Source organism: Octadecabacter sp. B2R22 (assembly GCF_018861045.1).
In the GTDB taxonomy this organism is placed as follows: Bacteria; Pseudomonadota; Alphaproteobacteria; order Rhodobacterales; family Rhodobacteraceae; genus Octadecabacter.
Window position 1 is genome coordinate 520,306 of sequence record NZ_JAHKQJ010000007.1, and the last position, 18,719, is coordinate 539,024.

Here is an 18,719-nt window from a genome sequence, read left to right on the forward strand (position 1 = left end):
AAGCGCGGGCCTTTTTGTTTTCTAAATCAGTGAATTATCACTCTTTCTTCGCGTGGCGCTTACGCTCGTGCGGGTCAAGGTAACGCTTACGCAAACGGATCGCATTCGGCGTAACTTCAACCAGTTCGTCGTCATCAATGTAAGCAATCGCTTCTTCCAGGGACAAGATTACCGGTGTCGTCAAGCGAACGGCTTCATCCGTACCGGACGCGCGCACGTTGGTCAGTTTCTTACCTTTCAGCGGGTTCACTTCGAGGTCGTTCTCACGGCTGTGTTCGCCAATGATCATACCCGTGTAAACGTCAGCCTGTGCGCCGATCATCATCTTACCGCGATCTTCGAGGTTCCAAAGGGCAAACGCAACGGATGTACCGTTTTCCATGGAGATCAAAACACCTGCGCGACGGCCAGGGATCTTACCTTTGTGCGGTGCCCAGTCGTGGAATACGCGGTTGATCACGCCTGTGCCGCGCGTGTCTGTCAGGAATTCGCCGTGGTAGCCAATCAGGCCACGGGACGGGACATGGGCGATGATGCGGGTTTTGCCTGCACCGGCTGGTTTCATCTCGACCAGTTCACCCTTACGCGTGCCAGTGATCTTTTCGATAACTGCGCCAGAGTATTCATCATCTACGTCGATTGTTGCTTCTTCGATTGGTTCCATACGGACGCCATCGATTTCTTGGAACAGAACCTGAGGACGGGAGATCGAAAGTTCGAAACCTTCACGGCGCATGTTCTCAATCAAAACTCCCATCTGAAGTTCGCCACGACCGGCAACTTCAAAGGCGTCACCGCCCGGTGTGTCTGTGATCTTAATCGCCACGTTGGATTCGGCTTCTTTCATCAGGCGCTCGCGAATAACGCGGGACTGAACTTTCTTGCCGTCGCGACCCGCGAGAGGGGAGTCGTTGATGCCGAAAGTCACTGTGATGGTTGGCGGATCGATAGGCTGCGCTGGGATCGCTTCAACAACGGAAGTGTCTGCTAATGTGTCCGCAACGGTCGCCTTTGTCATACCGGCGATGGAAACGATGTCGCCAGCTTCGGCGGTGTCGATCGCTGTTTGCTCCAATCCGCGGAATGCGAGGATCTTGGTGCAGCGGAAGTTTTCGATCAATGTGCCGTCGCGCGACATTGCTTTGATGGACTGGCCAGCCTGCAATGTGCCTGTTTCAACGCGACCCGTCAGCAAGCGACCCAAGAAGGGGTCGCCGCCAAGTGTTGTGGCCAGCATAGTAAAGGGTTTGTCAGTGTTTGCGACCTGCGCAGGGGCAGGGACGTGTTCAATGATGAGATCGAACAAAGCGTCCAGACCGTCACGCTTGCCGTCCAACTCGTGATCGGCCCAGCCAGAACGGCCAGAGGCATACATCGTTGGGAAATCAAGTTGCTCGTCTGAAGCATCAAGGTTGGCGAAAAGGTCGAAACATTCGTCCAGTGCGCGATCAGGTTCGCCGTCTGGCTTGTCGACTTTGTTCACAACAACGATCGGGCGCAGGCCCAGTTTCAGCGCCTTGGACGTCACGAACTTGGTTTGTGGCATCGGGCCTTCGGCCGCGTCTACCAGCAAGACAACACCGTCAACCATGGACAGGATGCGTTCTACTTCGCCGCCAAAGTCTGCGTGGCCCGGCGTATCAACGATGTTGATGCGTGTGCCTTTCCATTCAACCGATGTCGGTTTGGCGAAAATCGTGATGCCGCGCTCACGTTCCAAGTCATTGGAATCCATGGCGCGTTCTGTTGTCGCTTGGTTTTCACGGTAGGTGCCCGATTGCTTCAGCAGCTCGTCCACAAGGGTCGTTTTGCCGTGGTCAACGTGGGCGATGATGGCGATGTTACGCAGTTCCATTGGTAGTCCTTAAGTAAAGGCGCTCTGGGACGTTGAACACGACCTCAAGTAGCGAAGCGATAAGACATAATTCGTGGTTGCGCGGGCCATACCGTGCCTTGCACCAAAAGGCAAAGGGGTAATGTGCGCTGTTAGTGAACTGCCGTTTTAGAGAACAGCTGAATGATCACGATCCCAGACAGGATCATCCCCATTCCAAGGATCGCGGGCAGGTCCAACGTTTGACGAAATACCACCCAACCAATCACGGAAATCAGCACAATGCCCGATCCAGACCAGATCGCATACATGATCCCGACCGGCATATGTTTGAGCGTCAGGGCCAGCAGATAAAACGCCAGCGCATAGGATATGACGACAATCACCGAAGGCCCGAATTTGGTGAATTGTTGGCTGGCTTGCAGGGCGGTTGTCCCGATGGTTTCAAAGATGACAGCAACGAAGAGCGTGATGAAATGCGTAGGCATTGGAGTATCCTTTAAGTGGCGACATACCAGTCTTTGCGGTGGTTAAACGTGATAATCATATTGACGATAAACGCGCCAAGCATCGACAGCAGAACGGCGCTTGGATCGAGGATAAAGAAGGCTGCGCCAAAGATGCAGGCATCAAACAGCAGCTGCGTGTAACCTGCGCGAAACCCTGTGCTTTCTTGAATATACAGCGCCAGAATGCCGACACCGCCCAAAGACGCACCATGACGGAAAATGGCAAGCAGCCCAGCCCCTGTCAGCACGCCGAATAAGGCTACGCCATAGAACGGATTAAGGGTTTCGAATGTCATAAGCATAGGAAAATATATGGAAAAGACAGAAACAAGAACCACAGAGATCAGTGTTTTGACAACAAACCGCGGCCCAATTCTTTTGTAGCCGAGCCAATAAAACGGCAGGTTTACCAGAAAGAACGTCACCGCAAATGAATATCCCGTCACATAAGACAGAAGCATTGCAAGCCCAGCGGTTTGCCCTGTGACCAATCCCAAATGGGTCAGGATTACAAGGCCCGTCGCGGCCATGCCGGTGCCGGTGACCAAGCCTTGAGCGTCTTCAAGAAGGGTGTGCCGGCGTGGACGGTTCTTTGGTGGAATGTTTTGAGTGTTTGCCATGAAAATTGGGTATCGGTCCGATTTCGGGCTGTCTATCAAAAAGAAGGCCGATTGTGGGTTAGATCGCGATATAGCGGTCGCGGCGATGGTTGAGCAAGATAACAAGGTTAAGAACGACAGCCCCCAGCAGAGACCAGACAATGATCGATGTGGGGAAGATCAGCCAAGCGATTGCAAAGATCACACCATCCGTTGCCAGTTGCACATACCCCGCTTTAAGCCCCCATTGATCTTGCGCGAGAAGCGCCAAAACACCAACGCCGCCCAAACTGCCATTGTGGCGAAACACAGCCAAAAGCCCGAGCCCCGTGAGAGCACCAAAAGTCACGGCGCCCATGGCGGGATGAATGGGTCTCAGCGGAAAAATCTGCGGCAGAATTTCCACAATGATCGACAGGGACGTAACGCACACGATTGATTTTATTGTAAAAGAGGGACCCAGCCTGCGATAGGCGAGCAAGTAAAAGGGGAGGTTAACCAAAAAGAACGCGGCGCCAAATGACAGGCCTGTTGCATAGGCGAACAACACAGCGATACCCGCAGTTTGCCCTGTGACCAGCCCAAGATGGGCCAATACATGCACGCCAAGACTGGATAGAAACACACCAAGCGCGAGGCCCTGTGCATCGTCGAGTGTCGTGTGGTGCGGGACTGCTGTTTGGATTGCCATGCATAAATGATATGGCAGTAGTGCTGACCTTTCAAGTCACCCGAACGCGGCTGGCCATAAAAAATGGGCCATCCAAACGGACAGCCCATTTTTTCATCAGTTTGTCCCGTCTTATGCGGTGAGGGCAGCCTTTAGGTTTTCGTCGATTTTCTCGAGGAACCCTTCAGTGGTCAGCCAAGACTGGTCTGGTCCAACCAAAAGCGCCAAATCTTTGGTCATAAATCCGGATTCAACAGTATCCACGATGACCTTTTCCAGCGTTTCGGCAAAAACCTTAAGCTCGGCGTTGTCATCCAGTTTCGCACGGTGCCGCAAACCACCGGTCCATGCGAAAATCGACGCAATGGAGTTGGTGGACGTCGATTCACCTGCTTGGTGCTGGCGGTAGTGGCGGGTCACGGTGCCGTGGGCCGCCTCGGACTCGACGATCTTGCCATCTGGCGTCATCAACTGGGATGTCATCAGGCCAAGGGAACCGAAGCCCTGTGCGACGGTGTCAGACTGAACATCGCCATCATAGTTCTTACAGGCCCAAACATAGCCGCCGGACCATTTCATGGCAGAGGCCACCATGTCATCAATCAAGCGGTGTTCGTACCACAGGCCAGCTTCTTCGAACTGGGTTTTGTATTCTTCGTCATAGATGCGCTGGAACGTCATCATGAACTGGCCGTCGTATTTTTTCAGGATAGTGTTCTTGGTGGACAGATAGACGGGGAAGTTGCGCTTCAGGCCATATTCAAATGACGCACGGGCGAAATCCTCGATAGATTTATCAAGGTTATACATCGCGAGGTAAACGCCAGAGGAAGGTGCATCAAACACTTCTTCTTCCATGACGGTCCCGTCTTCACCGACGAATTTCATGCTCAACTTACCTGGGCCAGGGAATTTCATGTCCGTGGCTTTGTACTGATCGCCATACGCGTGACGGCCAATGACAATCGGCTGGGTCCAACCGGGGACAAGGCGCGGCACGTTGGAGCAGATGATAGGTTCGCGGAAGATCGTGCCGCCAAGGATGTTGCGGATCGTGCCGTTCGGCGATTTCCACATCTTCTTAAGGCCAAATTCTTCGACGCGGCCTTCGTCAGGTGTGATCGTAGCGCATTTGACCGCTACACCGACTTCTTTCGTCTTTTCAGCAGCATCGATCGTGATCTGGTCATCCGTGGCATCGCGGCTTTCCATGCCAAGATCGTAATACAGCAGATCAAGATCAAGATAGGGCAGGATCAGCTTGTCTTTGATGAACTTCCAGATGATGCGAGTCATTTCGTCGCCGTCCATCTCAACGATTGGATTGGCTACTTTGATCTTATCCATGGGGGATATCCTAATACTGGTGCGAATTTGGTGACTGGATAGCGCGTGTTGGCGCTGGTGAAAAGGTCTGTATGCAATTGTATACAGAAATAACGATGAGGAGCATGACGCTAAGACCGCGGCTATGCGACCTTTGTTAATACAGTCTTGCCGGCGGCCTAATTTGGCAAGGGGAATTACCGTAAACTGTCACCCAAACCCACGTCTTTCTTAGGTGTTGGCGGAAAACCAAGCATCAATTCGGGGGGCAATAGCGTCCCAAACCGCAGGAGCGCCGCGTTTGACTTTTACGGCGACACGAGTTTCGAGCTGTTCGCGCGTGACGTTGTAATCGCGCCAAGATCCGCCACCGGATTCCAAGTTGCAAATCAACGGTTGCACACGGTCCAAAGACTTGGCGAAAACCGCATCCGTGCTGCTTGCGGTCTCAAACTCTTCCCAAACCGCGCGGCAGTGATCCCGTTGGGTGGGGGGCAGCATTCCAAATAGGCGATCAGCGGCCAATTGTTCCTGCGCCTCGACGGCTGCAACATCATAGTCGCCATGGATCGGGTTGTCGCCCGCGTCGATCTCAACGAGGTCATGCAGCAGCAACATCATCAACACGACATCCAACTGGACGGGGGCGTGGCTGTGTTCTTCGAGCGTCATCGCCCAAAGCATGATGTGCCAGCTATGCTCGCCAGAGTTTTCGTGCCGTGAGCCATCGCAAAGGGTCGTTCCGCGCAGCACCGACTTGAGCTGATCCGCTTCCATCACAAACCGCAACCGCGATGCAAAAGGGTCAAGCGGCATAAGGCTACGCTTGTTCAGAAGGTTAGAGGCGTGTTGGTAGGCGTCTGGCCAGTCGTTTTTCAGATCAGCAAAACGCCCTGTGTCTTGGATGGCGTGCAGTATATCGCGTTCCGTCGGGCCAAGGCCGGGGTTTGCAAGCTCAAGAAACATCGGCGCGGCTTTGTCGATCATCCGCGCGTAATGTGCATCGGTCGTTTTACCAGCCTCAAATTCATCCCAAAGCAAACGATAAGCGATGGCCTGATCATCTGGCAGCAAGGCATAGAGCCGATCAGCGGCAGCGGTTTCGGCTTTGCGGACGTCATCGGCGTTGTGGGGCAGGTGGATCGGATGATCGCCTGCGTCAATCTCGATAAGGTCATGCAGCAGCAACATCTGGATCACGCGTGGAATGTTTGCGCCACCTGATTGATCCGCAAAAATCAGTGCCCAAAGGCAGACATGCCATGAGTGTTCGGCTGTGTTTTCCAAGCGCGACCCATCGGCCAACACATTGGCGCGGGTTACGGATTTGAGCTTATCCGCCTCGATTAAAAAGGCGAGTTGCGCTGCGATGCGATCCAGCATTTAGGAGCTTTCGGGTTTTGGGAAATCAGCTGTCTTGCGCGCACGAACGGGCAGGGCATTTTCATCACGCAGCATAAGCGTGAAATAATCGGGATCAGGAAATCCGTCCCACGGGTAAAGCCCCTGCACGGCGTTCACAAAGGCTTCGATATGGGTTGCGTCAACGGTGTCGAACAGGTCGAGCGCTGTGTCGTGATAGGGCGCAATTCGCGGAACGGCCTCATAGCCAATGATCGGCCAGATATCGGAGGGCAGATCGGCAACCTGAACGCAGAGCGCTGCAATTACATCGTCATCTGCGAGGGCGCGCGGCGTGCTGCGGGGCGTTGCAACCTGATCGGTGAAGAACAGCAACGCCAACCCGTTCTCAACCCGCGCAATCTGCGCCAACGCATGTTGGCCATCAAGAAGCGGGATAAGAACAAGGTCAGCTGTTTGCATGTCTCGGGTACTAAGTCTGGCTCGTGGCTTGTGCCGAAAGCTCGGCAATCTTGGCGTCTAGATATTTACGCGCCACGCGCTCGGCCAAGCGGATACGCACTTCGGTCATGAACGCTTCTTCAAGGGTTTGCGATGCTGAGCCAATGACTTCGCCAAGTTCGATGAACAGACGGCTTTCGCCTGTCGCATCTTGAACGTCGACAACATCTTCGGCGAGCTTGGCCGCCAGTTTGGTTACGGTGTCAGACATCAGCGGGTGTTCTCTGTCAGGCGTTGCTTCACATAGCCTTGCACTGTTTCAATCATCGGATCCATGTGTGGGTCTTCAAAGAAGTGGCCCGCGCCGGGGACTTCGTCGTGCGTGACGGTGATGCCCTTCTGTTCATGAAGTTTGTTCACGAGGTTCACAGTATCCGCAGGAGGCGCCACGCGGTCCGCCGCGCCGTTGATGATCAGGCCAGAAGACGGGCACGGCGCAAGGAAGCTGAAGTCATACATGTTCGCTGGCGGAGACACAGAGATGAAACCCGTGATCTCCGGGCGACGCATCAACAGCTGCATGCCAATCCACGCGCCAAAGCTGAACCCGGCGACCCAGCAGTGCTTGGAGTTGTTGTTCATGGACTGGAGATAGTCGAGCGCGGAGGCCGCATCAGACAATTCACCAACGCCTTGATCATATTCACCTTGCGAGCGCCCAACACCGCGGAAGTTAAACCGCAGAACCGTAAAGCCCATCTGGTAGAACGCGTAGTGCAGGTTGTAGACGACCTTGTTGTTCATCGTGCCGCCAAATTGCGGGTGGGGATGAAGAACGATGGCGATCGGTGCGTCGCGTTCTTTTTGGGGGTGGTAGCGGCCTTCGAGGCGGCCTTCTGGGCCAGGGAAGATGACTTCGGGCATAGGAGTCCGTTCATTACTAATTCGGTTTCGTTGGAGTCACTGGCATTCTTGACGAAAACCCTCGACCACCTTAGAAAGATTCTAAATCGCGCGCCCTTAGGGCTGCGTTGTCTGACTGAGTTAATAGGGTGCTGGGGCTACGTCAACGCCTGCGCGACCCGAAGTGGGGGCGAAAGCTATGAAATTAAGCACAAAAGGCCGTTATGCGATGGTCGCTTTGACGGATATCGCGCTTCAACCCGCTGACACGCTTGTCAGCCTTGGGGAATTGTCGAAACGTCAGGATGTGTCTTTGCCCTATCTTGAGCAGTTGTTTGTGAAACTGCGCCGTGCGGGGTTGGTCGAAAGTGTGCGTGGGCCGGGTGGCGGTTACCGTTTGGCAAAAGCAGCGTCAGACATCCGTGTCGTTGATATCCTTGGGGCGGTTGATGAGACCGTGAGCGCTATGCATCAAGGGGCCGGTGCCTCTGGTGGGGCGTCGGGTTCACGCGCCCAAAGCATGACCAACCGTTTGTGGGAGGGGCTGAGTGCGCATGTCTATGTGTTCTTGCACCAGACGCGGCTGAGCGATGTTGTCGAGAACGGATTGGCGCCTTGTCCGGCCGTTCCGAACTTGTTTGAGGTTGTGGACGGGTGATGAGGGGGAATGATCTTGCGATCAGCGCCTGCGGCGGGCGGGTGCAGGGGGCTAGCCCCCTCGCGCTGCGCGCTCACCCCCGAGGTATTTGTCAAACAAAGGCAATGAAGAGTGGGTTGAGGTGAAGCGGGTCTATCTGGATCATAATGCGACCACGCCTGTTTGTGCGCAGGCGCGCGCCGCGATGATTGCCGCGATGGATGTGGTGGGCAACCCGAGTTCGGTGCATGCCGAAGGGCGCGCGGCCAAGGCGCTTTTGGAGCGAGCCCGTGGGCAAATTGCGGACGCCATTGGGGCGTCAGGTGCTGATGTGGTGTTTGTATCTGGTTCAACCGAAGCTGCAGCGCTGGCTTGTAAGGGGCGTGGGCTGCATGGGGCCGCAATTGAGCATGATGCGCTTAAGGGCTGGGTTGAGACGGATTTACCCGTTGAGCCCTCTGGGCGGGTTATCGTTGCGAATCCCGATGTCAGTGTTTTGCAATGGGCCAACTCGGAAACCGGTGTTGTGCAGGATTTGCCGCAGGGGTTGGCCGTATCCGATATTACGCAGGGGGTCGGGCGTTTGCCGTTCTCCTTTTCGTGGTCTGGCATTGGTATGGTGTTTCTGTCGGCCCATAAGTTTGGCGGCCCCAAGGGCGTGGGCGCTTTGGTTTTTCCGCAAGGGACGGATGTCGCTGCACAAATCACCGGTGGTGGTCAGGAAATGGGCCGCAGATCGGGTACTGAAAACATCATCGGTATTGCCGGAATGGGCGCTGCAATCGAGGCCGCGATGCGCGATCTTGAAAGCGGTGTTTGGGAGCGTGTCGAGAAACTTAGAAGTATTCTAGAAAATGGGGTTGAGGCTGCGTCAAAGGAGACTATTTTGGTCGGGAATAAGCAGGCGCGGTTGCCCAATACATCTTGCCTGCTCACGCCGGGGTGGACGGGGGAGCGTCAGGTCATGGGGCTGGACCTTGCGGGGATTGCGGTTTCAGCGGGGTCTGCCTGTTCCAGTGGCAAGGTCAAAGCAAGCGGGGTCTTGCAAGCCATGGGGTATAGTGAGACTGACGCCGCAAGCGCGATACGGGTGTCTTTGGGCCCCGAAAACACAGTGGACGACGTCAACCGGTTTGTTGACGTCTGGACAGACAGATTGGCCAAGCACCGCGCCCGCCACGGGTAACGGATTGGTCGCAATGATGCCCGCCACACGTGAACGTGTGGCGCAATGAAGGAAGAGAAGCAGATGGATGTGAAAGATAAAGTAGACGTGAAAGACGGCGTCGATCAGGACACCGTAGATGCGGTTGCCGCGCTCTCTGGCACCTATAAATACGGCTGGGAGACGGACATCGAAACCGATTATGCGCCGCTTGGTCTGTCCGAGGACATCGTGCGTCTGATCTCTGAAAAGAACGAAGAACCAGAGTGGATGCTGGACTGGCGTCTGGCGGCTTACGCGCGCTGGCTCAAGATGGAAGAGCCTGAGTGGGCGATGGTCGATTACCCAAAGATCGATTTCCAAGACCAGTACTACTATGCGCGCCCCAAGAGCATGGAAGTGAAGCCAAAGTCCTTGGACGAGGTGGACCCCAAGCTGTTGGCGACATACGCCAAGCTGGGCATCCCGCTGAAAGAGCAGGCGATCCTTGCCGGTGTTGAAGGCGCAGAAGAGATGTCAGACGCGCCGCGCAAAGTTGCTGTGGATGCTGTGTTTGACTCCGTCTCTGTTGGGACCACCTTCCAAGACGAGCTGAAAAAGGCTGGCGTAATCTTCTGTTCCATCTCAGAAGCGATCCGCGAGCATCCTGAGTTGGTCAAACAGTACCTTGGGTCCGTCGTGCCGGTACAAGACAACTTTTATGCGACGCTCAATAGTGCGGTATTCTCGGATGGATCGTTCGTCTACATTCCCAAAGGCACTAAATGCCCGATGGAACTGTCCACCTATTTCCGCATCAACGCTGAAAACACAGGCCAGTTCGAACGTACTCTGATCATCTGTGACGAGGGCGCTTATGTGTCCTACCTTGAGGGCTGTACCGCCCCTAAACGGGACGTGGCACAGCTGCACGCCGCTGTGGTTGAGATCGTGATTATGGACGACGCTGAGGTGAAGTATTCCACCGTTCAGAACTGGTACCCCGGTGACGAAAACGGCAAAGGTGGTATCTATAACTTCGTGACCAAACGCGCCGATTGCCGTGGGGATCGCTCCAAAGTGATGTGGACCCAAGTTGAAACAGGCTCCGCTGTGACATGGAAGTACCCATCCTGCATTCTGCGTGGGGACGACAGCCAAGGCGAATTCTATTCCATCGCTATTGCCAACAACATGCAGCAGGCCGACACAGGCACAAAGATGGTGCACCTTGGCAAGAACACCAAGTCACGCATTGTGTCCAAAGGCATCTCAGCGGGTAAAGCGCAGAACACCTACCGTGGTCTGGTGTCCATGCACCCGAAAGCCAAAGACAGCCGCAACTATACACAGTGCGACAGCCTTTTGATTGGCGACAAGTGTGGCGCACACACAGTGCCCTATATCGAGGTGAAGAATAACTCATCCCGCGTAGAGCACGAAGCCACGACCTCCAAGATCGACGATGATCAAATGTTTTACTGCCGTAGTCGCGGGATGGACGAAGAAGAGGCCGTGGCTTTGATCGTCAACGGGTTCGCCAAAGAAGTGCTGCAAGCATTGCCGATGGAGTTTGCCATGGAAGCACAGGCTTTGGTCGCGATCAGCCTTGAAGGCTCTGTGGGGTAAACCATGCAGACTGCGTTGCCCTTGATTGGGAATATCTTGATCGCTTCCTGCGTGTACTTTGGTTTTATCGTCCTGATCGGGTCGAGAGAGATCGGCGACGCTGCATTGGACGCGCTGGTTTTTGCTGCGATCTACGGCGCGGTTAAAATCGGCTTCTACCTTTATAGAAAGGGCAAGCAATGATTGTTACGACAACACCTTCTATCGAAGGACAACGCATCAAGGATTACAAAGGCATCGTTACTGGCGAGGCTATCCTTGGCGCCAACATCTTTCGCGATGTTTTTGCTGGGATCCGCGATATTGTCGGGGGCCGCTCTGCTGCCTATGAGCAGGAACTCGGCAAAGCGCGGGTCACGGCTCTCCATGAGATGGAAGAACGAGCGGTGGCCTTGGGCGCAAACGCGATTGTTGGCGTTGATCTTGATTATGAAGTCATCAACAACATGCTTATGGTCAGTGCATCGGGCACGGCTGTGACGGTCACGCGGGACTGATCGCACGTCATGACCTACAGCTCCCCCCTCAAACTGTTCTACTACAACAAAGAACAGAACTTTGGTGACGCGATCAGCGCCACCATCGTCGCCCATGTGGCAGGGCGGGATGTTGTATGGGCTGGGCATAAAAACTGCGAGATGTACGCGCTGGGCAGCTTGATGAAGATGGTCAAGAACAACCAGAACGAGCCACGCGAAAAGGGCGGTAAGCCGTTTATTTGGGGTACGGGGGCCATGTCGGGCATCGCGGACCTGAGTTTCCTTAAGAACGTACGCGTGGCTTTGCTGCGTGGGCCGATCACAGCGGCCTTGTTGCAGCGCGATGATCGCTTGTTCGGTGATACGGGGCTTTTGATCGCCGATGCGCTGGGCGATCCGCCTGAACGCCAAGATGTTGTCGGCCTCGTGCCACATATGCATTTCGCGGATGATGAACGCTTTGCAAAGATCGCAGCCGATAACACGCACATCAAGCTAATCGACGTGCGCAATCCCGATCCCCATGCCGTGGTGCGTGAGATCGCAAGCTGTTCGCATGTCATAAGCCAGTCCTTGCACGGGCTTATCACGGCAGACGCGTATGGCATTCCCAACACTTGGCTGGACCCGCTTGGCATCCATGGCGGGGCCATGCTGAAATTCCATGATTACGCTGCTGGCATTGGCCGTGCGCTGGGCACACCGATCGAACAACATGAAATCACAGATGTGGCGTCGAACGCGCCAAACGGGACGCTGCCATACGCCGACGGAATCGCCATCGCAAAAGAAGCGCTCGTTGAAAGTTTTCCTGACGGGCTTAAACAAAGGGAGGCCGCATAATGGCACTTTCTTTGAACGGACGTAGCGTCACTTTGCCAAAAGAGGCTACGATTGCCCAAGAACGCCCCTGTGCTGCCCGTGGTGCGCCCCATTTCGGCCTCAACTCACCACTAAAAGTTGAGTCGGAAATTAGAGGGATCTTCGGTCATGGCTGTCAGCACAACAACATTTGCGGAACGGATGAGCAAAATCAATTCCGGCAATACGACATCATGGACTGTTCCCGGTCAGGGCCTCGCCACGACGAGCGACGAGCGCAGTTTTCTGAAGAAAACACCTGTGAAAATGATGAAGAAATCCACCCAGAAGAAGCGCAATCCGCTGATTTATGTGGCCGCATTGGTTGCAGGAGCGGGCAGCGTGATCGCTGCGCGTTGGATCGACTTTACGTACTTCGACAAAGCAATGGCATTTGCCGCCGAAAAGGGCGTGGACGCCGCTTCGGTCTTGTCCAGTTTACCAATCGCTCTGTCGCTGGCCGTTCTGATCAGCCTCGTGACCATGTTCGTTTTGGGTCTGACCTCCAAGCGGACCGTGCCACTGCAAATGGCTGGCTTCGTGGGCGCAGTGATGTTCGAAGCCGATCTTGTGAAACTCGCACCCGAGGTCTACGCGCGGTTCTATCCGGACGCGTGGGTTACAGAAATGATGGCCAGCGCGACGCTGCTCACCTAAACCTAACACCAACCTACATGATGAAATCAACGATGAGGGCCGCATCCGTGCGCGCCCTCTAGCCGTATTTGGAAAGAGAAAAAGATGCTAGAAATCAAAAACCTACACGTCAAACTTGAAGAAGAAGACAAGCAGATCCTGAAAGGCGTCAACCTGACGGTTGAGCCCGGTAAAGTGCACGCGATTATGGGGCCGAACGGGTCTGGTAAATCCACGTTGTCCTACGTTCTGTCCGGCAAAGAAGGCTATGAGGTCACTGAGGGTTCTGCGTCCTTGGGTGGTGAAGAACTGCTCGACATGGAAGCCGAAGAACGCGCCGCTGCCGGCTTGTTCTTGGCGTTCCAGTATCCTGTTGAAATTCCGGGCGTTGGCAACATGACGTTCCTGCGCACAGCGGTAAACGCACAGCGCAAAGCGCGCGGCGAAGACGAGATGTCTGCTGGCGAGTTTCTGAAAGTGATCCGCGCTAAGGCGAAGACGCTTAAGATCGATGCGGATATGCTGAAACGCCCTGTGAACGTTGGTTTCTCCGGTGGTGAGAAAAAGCGTAACGAGATCCTTCAGATGGCCATGCTTGAGCCAAAGATGTGCATCTTGGACGAAACAGATTCCGGTCTGGACGTTGATGCGATGAAATTGGTTTCTGAGGGCGTAAACGCGCTGCGTGACGAAGGCCGCGGTTTCCTTGTAATCACGCACTACCAGCGTCTATTGGACCACATCAAACCGGACGTTGTTCACATCATGGCGGATGGCCGTATCATCAAAACGGGCGGCCCAGAGCTGGCGCTTGAAGTTGAAAACAACGGCTATGCCGACATTCTGGCGGAGGTGGCTTAATGGCTGCTCCAAAGAAAATGCTGCAAATCAAACAGGACACTACGCAAGCGCGCCTGTCCTCGATGACTTTGCCAGACGGTGCGACGTGGGCGCAGGACGCCCGTAAGGCCGCATTGGCCCGCGTTGAAACAATGGGCCTGCCACACGGGCGCGATGAGTATTGGAAATTCACCAAGCCGGACACGCTGGTGCAGGCAGAGCCACCAAAAGCGGCAACGTTTGACGGTGGCGAAGCGCCGCTGTGGGACCACGTTGATCGTCTTAAGATCGTGTTCGTGGACGGTGTGTTTGATGCGGACGCCTCTGATGATCTGTCATTGGAAGGGGTCACGATCGAACGCCTGTCCGATGTCATGAACAAAGACATCCACTGGGCGAAAGACCAATACGGCGTACTTGAACAGCGCGGCCAAGAGGTTGTTGAACGCCCACTTGCGGCTTTGAACACGGCCTTTGCGACCGACGGGATTGTCCTTCACGCGACTGGCAAAGTCAGCAAGCCGATCAACCTGATGTACCTTCATAAATCAGACAATTCTGACGTGATCCTTCATCACTGCATCAAGTTGGACGAAGGCGCAGATCTGACACTGCTGGAAACAGGTCCGGCCGCGGCACGGTTTAACAAAACCATGGAAGTCGAGGTCGCGGATCACGCAGGGTTCCACCATGTGCGCGTCCAAGGACGTGATCATGAACGCCGCGCGGTAACGGGCATTTTCACCCGTCTTGGCACGGAATCCACGTTCAAATCGTTCACATTGACGATGAATGGCGTGTTGACGCGCAATGAATGCGTGATCGAACTGACTGGCGACGATGCAAAGGCGACTGTGGCTGGGGCCTGCGTTGGGGATGGTGCTGATTTTCACCATGACGACACGGTCTTTATCACACATGACGCCGTGAACTGTGAAAGCCGTCAGGTGTTCAAGAAAGTGCTGCGCAATGGCGCGACAGGTGTGTTCCAAGGCAAAATCCTTGTGAAAGCAGACGCTCAGAAAACAGACGGTTACCAAATCAGCCAGTCTTTGCTGCTGGATGGTGACAGCCAGTTCCTCGCGAAGCCTGAACTTGAAATCTATGCGGATGACGTGATCTGTTCGCATGGCTCAACCACGGGTGCGATTGACGAAGAGGCGCTGTTCTATCTGCGTTCGCGCGGGGTTCCTGAAGCCGAAGCAACCGACCTGTTGGTATTGGCGTTCTTGGCAGAAGCCTTGGAAGAGATCGAGGATGAAACCTTGGCAGAAGCCATGCTGGACCGCCTTGAGGGCTGGCTTGCGCGGCGCGCGAGCTGATGCCTGTCACGCAGGACATAGTGGAAACGTATCGCCGTCCGCGCCAAGTGGTGCGGCGGCTTTACGGCATGGGGCCACGCGAAGATCGTGGCATCCTGTGGTTGATGATTGGCTGCTTCTTGATGTTCATCTCTCGACTGCCTGGTTTGCAGCGACAGGCGGTTCAGACGGGCAGTGATTTTCAACAAGACACCATCTATGCCTTCTTTACGTTGCTGATGCTCTTGCCGCTGGTGTTCTACCTGATTGCAGGCATTCTGTTTGCCGTGACCAAGCTGATCCGTCCAAATGCGACGGGGTATGGCGCACGGGTTGCGGTGTTTTGGGGCTGGCTGGCAGCGACGCCGATCGCCCTGTTTTATGGGCTTCTGGTCGGGTTAAACGGTTTGGAACATCCGGGCACCACACTGGTCGGTGGGATATGGCTGGCCGTGTTGTTGTGGTTCTGGATCAGCGGCTTGGCCGAAATTTCAAAGGCGGACTAATGGATCTTACATTCAAAAGCATGTTGGAGTGGGTCAAGCTAACGATCCGAAATCCAAGGATGGCATCATCTCTTGTAAAAGAGGCGCGCCTGCCGCTTGAGGTTTCGATCATCTTGATCGTTCTGGCTGGCGTTGTGTCCGGCATCACCTTCGGCATTTTTTCATATGCGTTTGAAGCGATGCTCGCCAACATTGAACTCGCTGAGCAACAGATAACGCCACTTAGCCAAAACCCCCTTATGGAAGGCGTGCTGTCGTCGCTGCAAGGCATCGCACTTGCCTTTGCGGTGCACCGCATAGGTGCTGCTATGGGCGGGCAGGGCGGCTTGAATGATATTATGGCGGTGACGGCGGTTATTCAGCTGGTCGCGGCTTTGATCTTCTTGGTTGTGATCGTCGTATTCTTCATAGAACCGATCCTAGGTGGGCTTTTGGCCTTGTTCGGCGGGTTTGTGTTTTTGCGCGGGCTTGGAAATGCTGTGAATGTTGGGCACGATTTCAATAACATGGGTAAAACCGTTGCTGTGATCGTTCTGTCGTTCCTCGCTGTTTACATCTTTATCACTGTCTTGGGCGCTGTGTTTGGACTTGGTCCCGACGCAGTCGTCGCGGGGGAAACACTATGACTTTTGACGTCGCCTCGGTTCGCGCCGATTTCCCGATCCTCAGCCGTGAAGTGAACGGCAAGCCGCTTGTCTATCTCGACAGCGGGGCCTCTGCTCAGAAACCGCAGGTGGTGATTGACGCCATCACGACCGCCTACGCGGAAGAGTATTCTAACGTGCACCGCGGGCTGCATTATCTGAGCAATCTCGCCACCGAAAACTACGAAGGCGTGCGGGCCAAGATTGCCAAGTTCCTCGGTGCGACGGACGAAAACTCCATCGTTCTGAATTCTGGCACCACAGAAGGCATCAACACGGTTGCCTACGCTTGGGCCATGGAAAATCTGAAAGCGGGCGACGAGATCATCCTGTCCGTTATGGAACACCACGCCAACATCGTCCCATGGCATTTCCTGCGCGAACGTATGGGGGTGAAACTGGTTTGGGTGGATATCGACACCAATGGCGATCTGGATCCGGCACGCGTTCTGGATGCTGTGACGGAGCGGACCAAATTGATCGCCGTAACCCAACTTTCAAACGTTTTGGGCACGGTTGTTGATGTCAAAACGATCTGCCACGCGGCCCGTGAAAAGGGCATCGCGACGCTTGTAGACGGCAGCCAAGGTGCGGTTCATATGCCCGTCAACGTCGAAGATTTGGGCTGTGATTTTTACCCGATCACCGGCCATAAGCTTTACGGGCCGTCTGGGTCAGGCGCGATCTACATTCGCGCCGAACGCATGGCAGAGATGCGCCCCTTTATGGGTGGCGGAGATATGATCCGTGAGGTCCACAAAGATCACGTGATCTACAACGACGCCCCCATGAAATTCGAAGCCGGAACCCCCGGCATCGTGCAAACCATCGGTTTTGGTGTCGCGCTTGATTACATGATGGGCCTCGGGATGGAAAACATCGCAGCCCACGAACGGACATTGCGCGATTACGCTCGCAGTAAACTGGACGGTTTGAACTGGCTTAACGTGCAGGGGACGTCGGCGAACAAAGCTGCGATCTTTAGCTTTACATTAGACGGTGCGGCGCACGCCCATGACATTTCGACAGTGCTTGATAAAAAGGGCGTCGCGGTGCGGGCAGGGCAACATTGCACGGGGCCATTGATGGACCATCTGGGGCTAACAGCAACCTGCCGCGCGTCTTTTGCGATGTATAATACAACCGATGATGTGGATGCTTTGGTCGATGCGCTTGAATTGTGCCACAAGTTGTTTGCATGACGCTCGGCCCGAGGCTATAGCGACGACATGGACCGTTAGCTCAGCTGGATAGAGCGCTGCCCTCCGAAGGCAGAGGCCAGAGGTTCGAATCCTCTACGGTCCGCCATTACCCTTTTGTAAGTGCTACGACAGACGCCGTTAGAGTCGCAATCTGGCCTTCGAGCTGTTCGCGCGTTTGCGCGGTTTTACTGATCGCGAGCTTATTGGTCTCCACGAACTCTGCCAGTTGTGATGGCGAGAGACCATGGGTCTCCAGCGCGGTTGAATATGGTTCGAAAAGCTCCGCCAAAATTTGCCGTTTGAGCAATGACGAACGAGCCATCGCTGCTTGGCCCTCCGGGCTGTTCGCCGCCTCGATAAGGTCAGAGGCGTCCGGGCTTTGGTTTAGCATTTCGAACGTGGAAACGATGCTGATCGTTGCGAACCCATCCATGGCATCTTCAATCGTAGCGGCCTCTAAGAAGGCCGATTTTAGGTCCGCGACGATGCGTTGGGTGTGCAGGTCCAGTCCCGCGGCATAGACCTCGTCCTTATTGGCGAAGCGGGAATATAGCGTTTGGCGCGATAGGCCCGCTGCTTTGGCGATGTCACCCATCGTAGTCCGCCGAAAGCCGTAGCGTAAGAAAACCTCAAGGGCGGCATCTAGAATTGGTGTGTGTTCTGCGTTCATTAAATCAACTTGACAAAAATTGACGAAATGTCAAGTTGCGGAAACCCAGTAGGAGGCGAGCCATGCAATTGAATGTAGACGGAACCACCCATGAGGTCGATGTCGAAGACGACATGCCATTGCTTTGGGTCTTGCGCGATGAAATCGGCGTCAAAGGCGTGAAATACGGTTGCGGTATTGCCCAGTGTGGCGCCTGCACTGTGCATCTGGACGGGGTCGCTGTACGATCGTGCCAAACGTGGGCTGTCGATGCGGTTGGCGCGGAGGTCACGACGATCAACGGCCTTGGCACGCCAGACGCAATGCATGCCGTCCAAGAGGCATGGGCCGAACATCAGGTTGCCCAATGTGGCTACTGTCAATCAGGTCAAATCATGCAAGCCGCAAGTATGCTGGCTGCGATCCCTGACCCAACGGACGAGGACATTGACGCTGAGATGTCCGGAAACCTGTGCCGCTGTGGGACATATCCTCAAATCCGGGCCGCGATTGTCACCGCCGCCGCAAAACTGCGGGAGGGTTAAGC

Annotated in this window: 23 protein-coding genes and 1 tRNA gene; 14 read left to right on the forward strand and 10 right to left on the reverse strand. The window is 54.9% G+C overall.

The annotated features are described in order from the left end of the window. Window positions 1-37: 37 nt before the first annotated feature. From typA to KO486_RS08075, 9 genes are all read right to left on the reverse strand, one after another. Entirely contained in the window at window positions 38-1,855 is a 1,818-nt protein-coding gene (typA, locus tag KO486_RS08035; protein ID WP_216036724.1) for a translational GTPase TypA, read from the reverse strand. A gap of 131 nt (window positions 1,856-1,986) precedes the next feature. Continuing rightward, on the reverse strand, window positions 1,987-2,322 hold the full coding sequence (locus KO486_RS08040) for an SMR family transporter (RefSeq protein WP_216036725.1): 336 nt from the start codon (window positions 2,320-2,322) through the stop codon (window positions 1,987-1,989). Between the two features lie 11 nt (window positions 2,323-2,333). After that, window positions 2,334-2,963 carry a YitT family protein gene (locus tag KO486_RS08045; protein ID WP_216036726.1) on the reverse strand — a complete coding sequence of 210 codons (630 nt, stop codon included), beginning with the start codon at window positions 2,961-2,963 and terminating at the stop codon, window positions 2,334-2,336. A 58-nt stretch (window positions 2,964-3,021) separates the two neighbouring features. Continuing rightward, the gene (locus tag KO486_RS08050; protein WP_216036727.1) at window positions 3,022-3,633 is read right to left on the reverse strand and encodes a YitT family protein; all 612 of its coding nucleotides are present in this window, start codon (window positions 3,631-3,633) and stop codon (window positions 3,022-3,024) included. 111 nt (window positions 3,634-3,744) lie between these two features. Continuing rightward, window positions 3,745-4,959 carry an NADP-dependent isocitrate dehydrogenase gene (locus KO486_RS08055; protein WP_216036728.1) on the reverse strand — a complete coding sequence of 405 codons (1,215 nt, stop codon included), beginning with the start codon at window positions 4,957-4,959 and terminating at the stop codon, window positions 3,745-3,747. Window positions 4,960-5,169: 210 nt separating this feature from the next. Further along, a complete protein-coding gene (locus KO486_RS08060; RefSeq protein ID WP_216036729.1) occupies window positions 5,170-6,321 on the reverse strand; it encodes an HD domain-containing protein in 1,152 nt (383 codons plus the stop codon). Next, a complete protein-coding gene (locus KO486_RS08065) occupies window positions 6,322-6,762 on the reverse strand; it encodes a hypothetical protein (RefSeq protein WP_216036730.1) in 441 nt (146 codons plus the stop codon). It lies immediately after the preceding gene. A gap of 10 nt (window positions 6,763-6,772) precedes the next feature. Continuing rightward, window positions 6,773-7,012 (reverse strand): hypothetical protein, encoded by a 240-nt coding sequence (locus KO486_RS08070; RefSeq protein ID WP_216036731.1) that lies wholly within the window; start codon window positions 7,010-7,012, stop codon window positions 6,773-6,775. After that, window positions 7,012-7,665, reverse strand: coding sequence for an alpha/beta hydrolase (locus KO486_RS08075; RefSeq protein WP_216036732.1), 654 nt, complete (start codon window positions 7,663-7,665; stop codon window positions 7,012-7,014). Before KO486_RS08075 ends, KO486_RS08070 begins: the two co-directional genes overlap by 1 nt. Window positions 7,666-7,843: 178 nt before the next feature. On the opposite strand from KO486_RS08075, the gene KO486_RS08080 reads away from it, so the two are divergent. The 13 genes from KO486_RS08080 to KO486_RS08140 all read left to right on the forward strand — a co-directional run bounded on the left by KO486_RS08080 (window position 7,844) and on the right by KO486_RS08140 (window position 17,629). After that, complete coding sequence (locus KO486_RS08080; RefSeq protein ID WP_216036733.1) at window positions 7,844-8,302, forward strand: Rrf2 family transcriptional regulator; 459 nt, start codon at window positions 7,844-7,846, stop codon at window positions 8,300-8,302. 121 nt (window positions 8,303-8,423) lie between these two features. After that, window positions 8,424-9,467, forward strand: coding sequence for a cysteine desulfurase family protein (locus KO486_RS08085; protein WP_216037537.1), 1,044 nt, complete (start codon window positions 8,424-8,426; stop codon window positions 9,465-9,467). Between the two features lie 63 nt (window positions 9,468-9,530). Beyond that, window positions 9,531-11,054 (forward strand): Fe-S cluster assembly protein SufB, encoded by a 1,524-nt coding sequence (gene sufB, locus KO486_RS08090; RefSeq protein ID WP_216036734.1) that lies wholly within the window; start codon window positions 9,531-9,533, stop codon window positions 11,052-11,054. A gap of 3 nt (window positions 11,055-11,057) precedes the next feature. After that, window positions 11,058-11,237: a hypothetical protein gene (locus KO486_RS08095; RefSeq protein ID WP_216036735.1), complete on the forward strand. Its 180-nt coding sequence runs from the start codon at window positions 11,058-11,060 to the stop codon at window positions 11,235-11,237. Beyond that, on the forward strand, window positions 11,234-11,551 hold the full coding sequence (locus tag KO486_RS08100; protein WP_216036736.1) for a heavy metal-binding domain-containing protein: 318 nt from the start codon (window positions 11,234-11,236) through the stop codon (window positions 11,549-11,551). Before KO486_RS08095 ends, KO486_RS08100 begins: the two co-directional genes overlap by 4 nt. A 9-nt stretch (window positions 11,552-11,560) precedes the next feature. Then, window positions 11,561-12,376 (forward strand): polysaccharide pyruvyl transferase family protein, encoded by an 816-nt coding sequence (locus KO486_RS08105; protein ID WP_216036737.1) that lies wholly within the window; start codon window positions 11,561-11,563, stop codon window positions 12,374-12,376. A 147-nt stretch (window positions 12,377-12,523) separates the two neighbouring features. Then, entirely contained in the window at window positions 12,524-13,051 is a 528-nt protein-coding gene (locus KO486_RS08110; protein WP_216036738.1) for a hypothetical protein, read from the forward strand. An 84-nt stretch (window positions 13,052-13,135) separates the two neighbouring features. Next, the gene (sufC, locus tag KO486_RS08115; RefSeq protein WP_216036739.1) at window positions 13,136-13,891 is read left to right on the forward strand and encodes a Fe-S cluster assembly ATPase SufC; all 756 of its coding nucleotides are present in this window, start codon (window positions 13,136-13,138) and stop codon (window positions 13,889-13,891) included. Beyond that, window positions 13,891-15,192, forward strand: a complete 1,302-nt coding sequence (sufD, locus tag KO486_RS08120; RefSeq protein WP_216036740.1) for a Fe-S cluster assembly protein SufD — start codon at window positions 13,891-13,893, stop codon at window positions 15,190-15,192. The genes sufC and sufD overlap by 1 nt, the downstream gene beginning before the upstream one ends. Next, window positions 15,192-15,677, forward strand: a complete 486-nt coding sequence (locus KO486_RS08125) for a hypothetical protein (RefSeq protein WP_216036741.1) — start codon at window positions 15,192-15,194, stop codon at window positions 15,675-15,677. Before sufD ends, KO486_RS08125 begins: the two co-directional genes overlap by 1 nt. Beyond that, window positions 15,614-16,303, forward strand: coding sequence for a YIP1 family protein (locus tag KO486_RS08130; RefSeq protein ID WP_216036742.1), 690 nt, complete (start codon window positions 15,614-15,616; stop codon window positions 16,301-16,303). The genes KO486_RS08125 and KO486_RS08130 overlap by 64 nt, the downstream gene beginning before the upstream one ends. Next, window positions 16,300-17,523 (forward strand): cysteine desulfurase, encoded by a 1,224-nt coding sequence (locus KO486_RS08135; protein ID WP_216036743.1) that lies wholly within the window; start codon window positions 16,300-16,302, stop codon window positions 17,521-17,523. The genes KO486_RS08130 and KO486_RS08135 overlap by 4 nt, the downstream gene beginning before the upstream one ends. Window positions 17,524-17,552: 29 nt before the next feature. Continuing rightward, window positions 17,553-17,629, forward strand: a tRNA-Arg gene (locus KO486_RS08140). Here the strand turns inward: KO486_RS08140 and KO486_RS08145 are convergent. Beyond that, the gene (locus KO486_RS08145) at window positions 17,630-18,193 is read right to left on the reverse strand and encodes a TetR/AcrR family transcriptional regulator (protein WP_216036744.1); all 564 of its coding nucleotides are present in this window, start codon (window positions 18,191-18,193) and stop codon (window positions 17,630-17,632) included. A gap of 62 nt (window positions 18,194-18,255) precedes the next feature. On the opposite strand from KO486_RS08145, the gene KO486_RS08150 reads away from it, so the two are divergent. After that, on the forward strand, window positions 18,256-18,717 hold the full coding sequence (locus tag KO486_RS08150; RefSeq protein WP_216036745.1) for a (2Fe-2S)-binding protein: 462 nt from the start codon (window positions 18,256-18,258) through the stop codon (window positions 18,715-18,717). Window positions 18,718-18,719 lie beyond the last annotated feature (2 nt).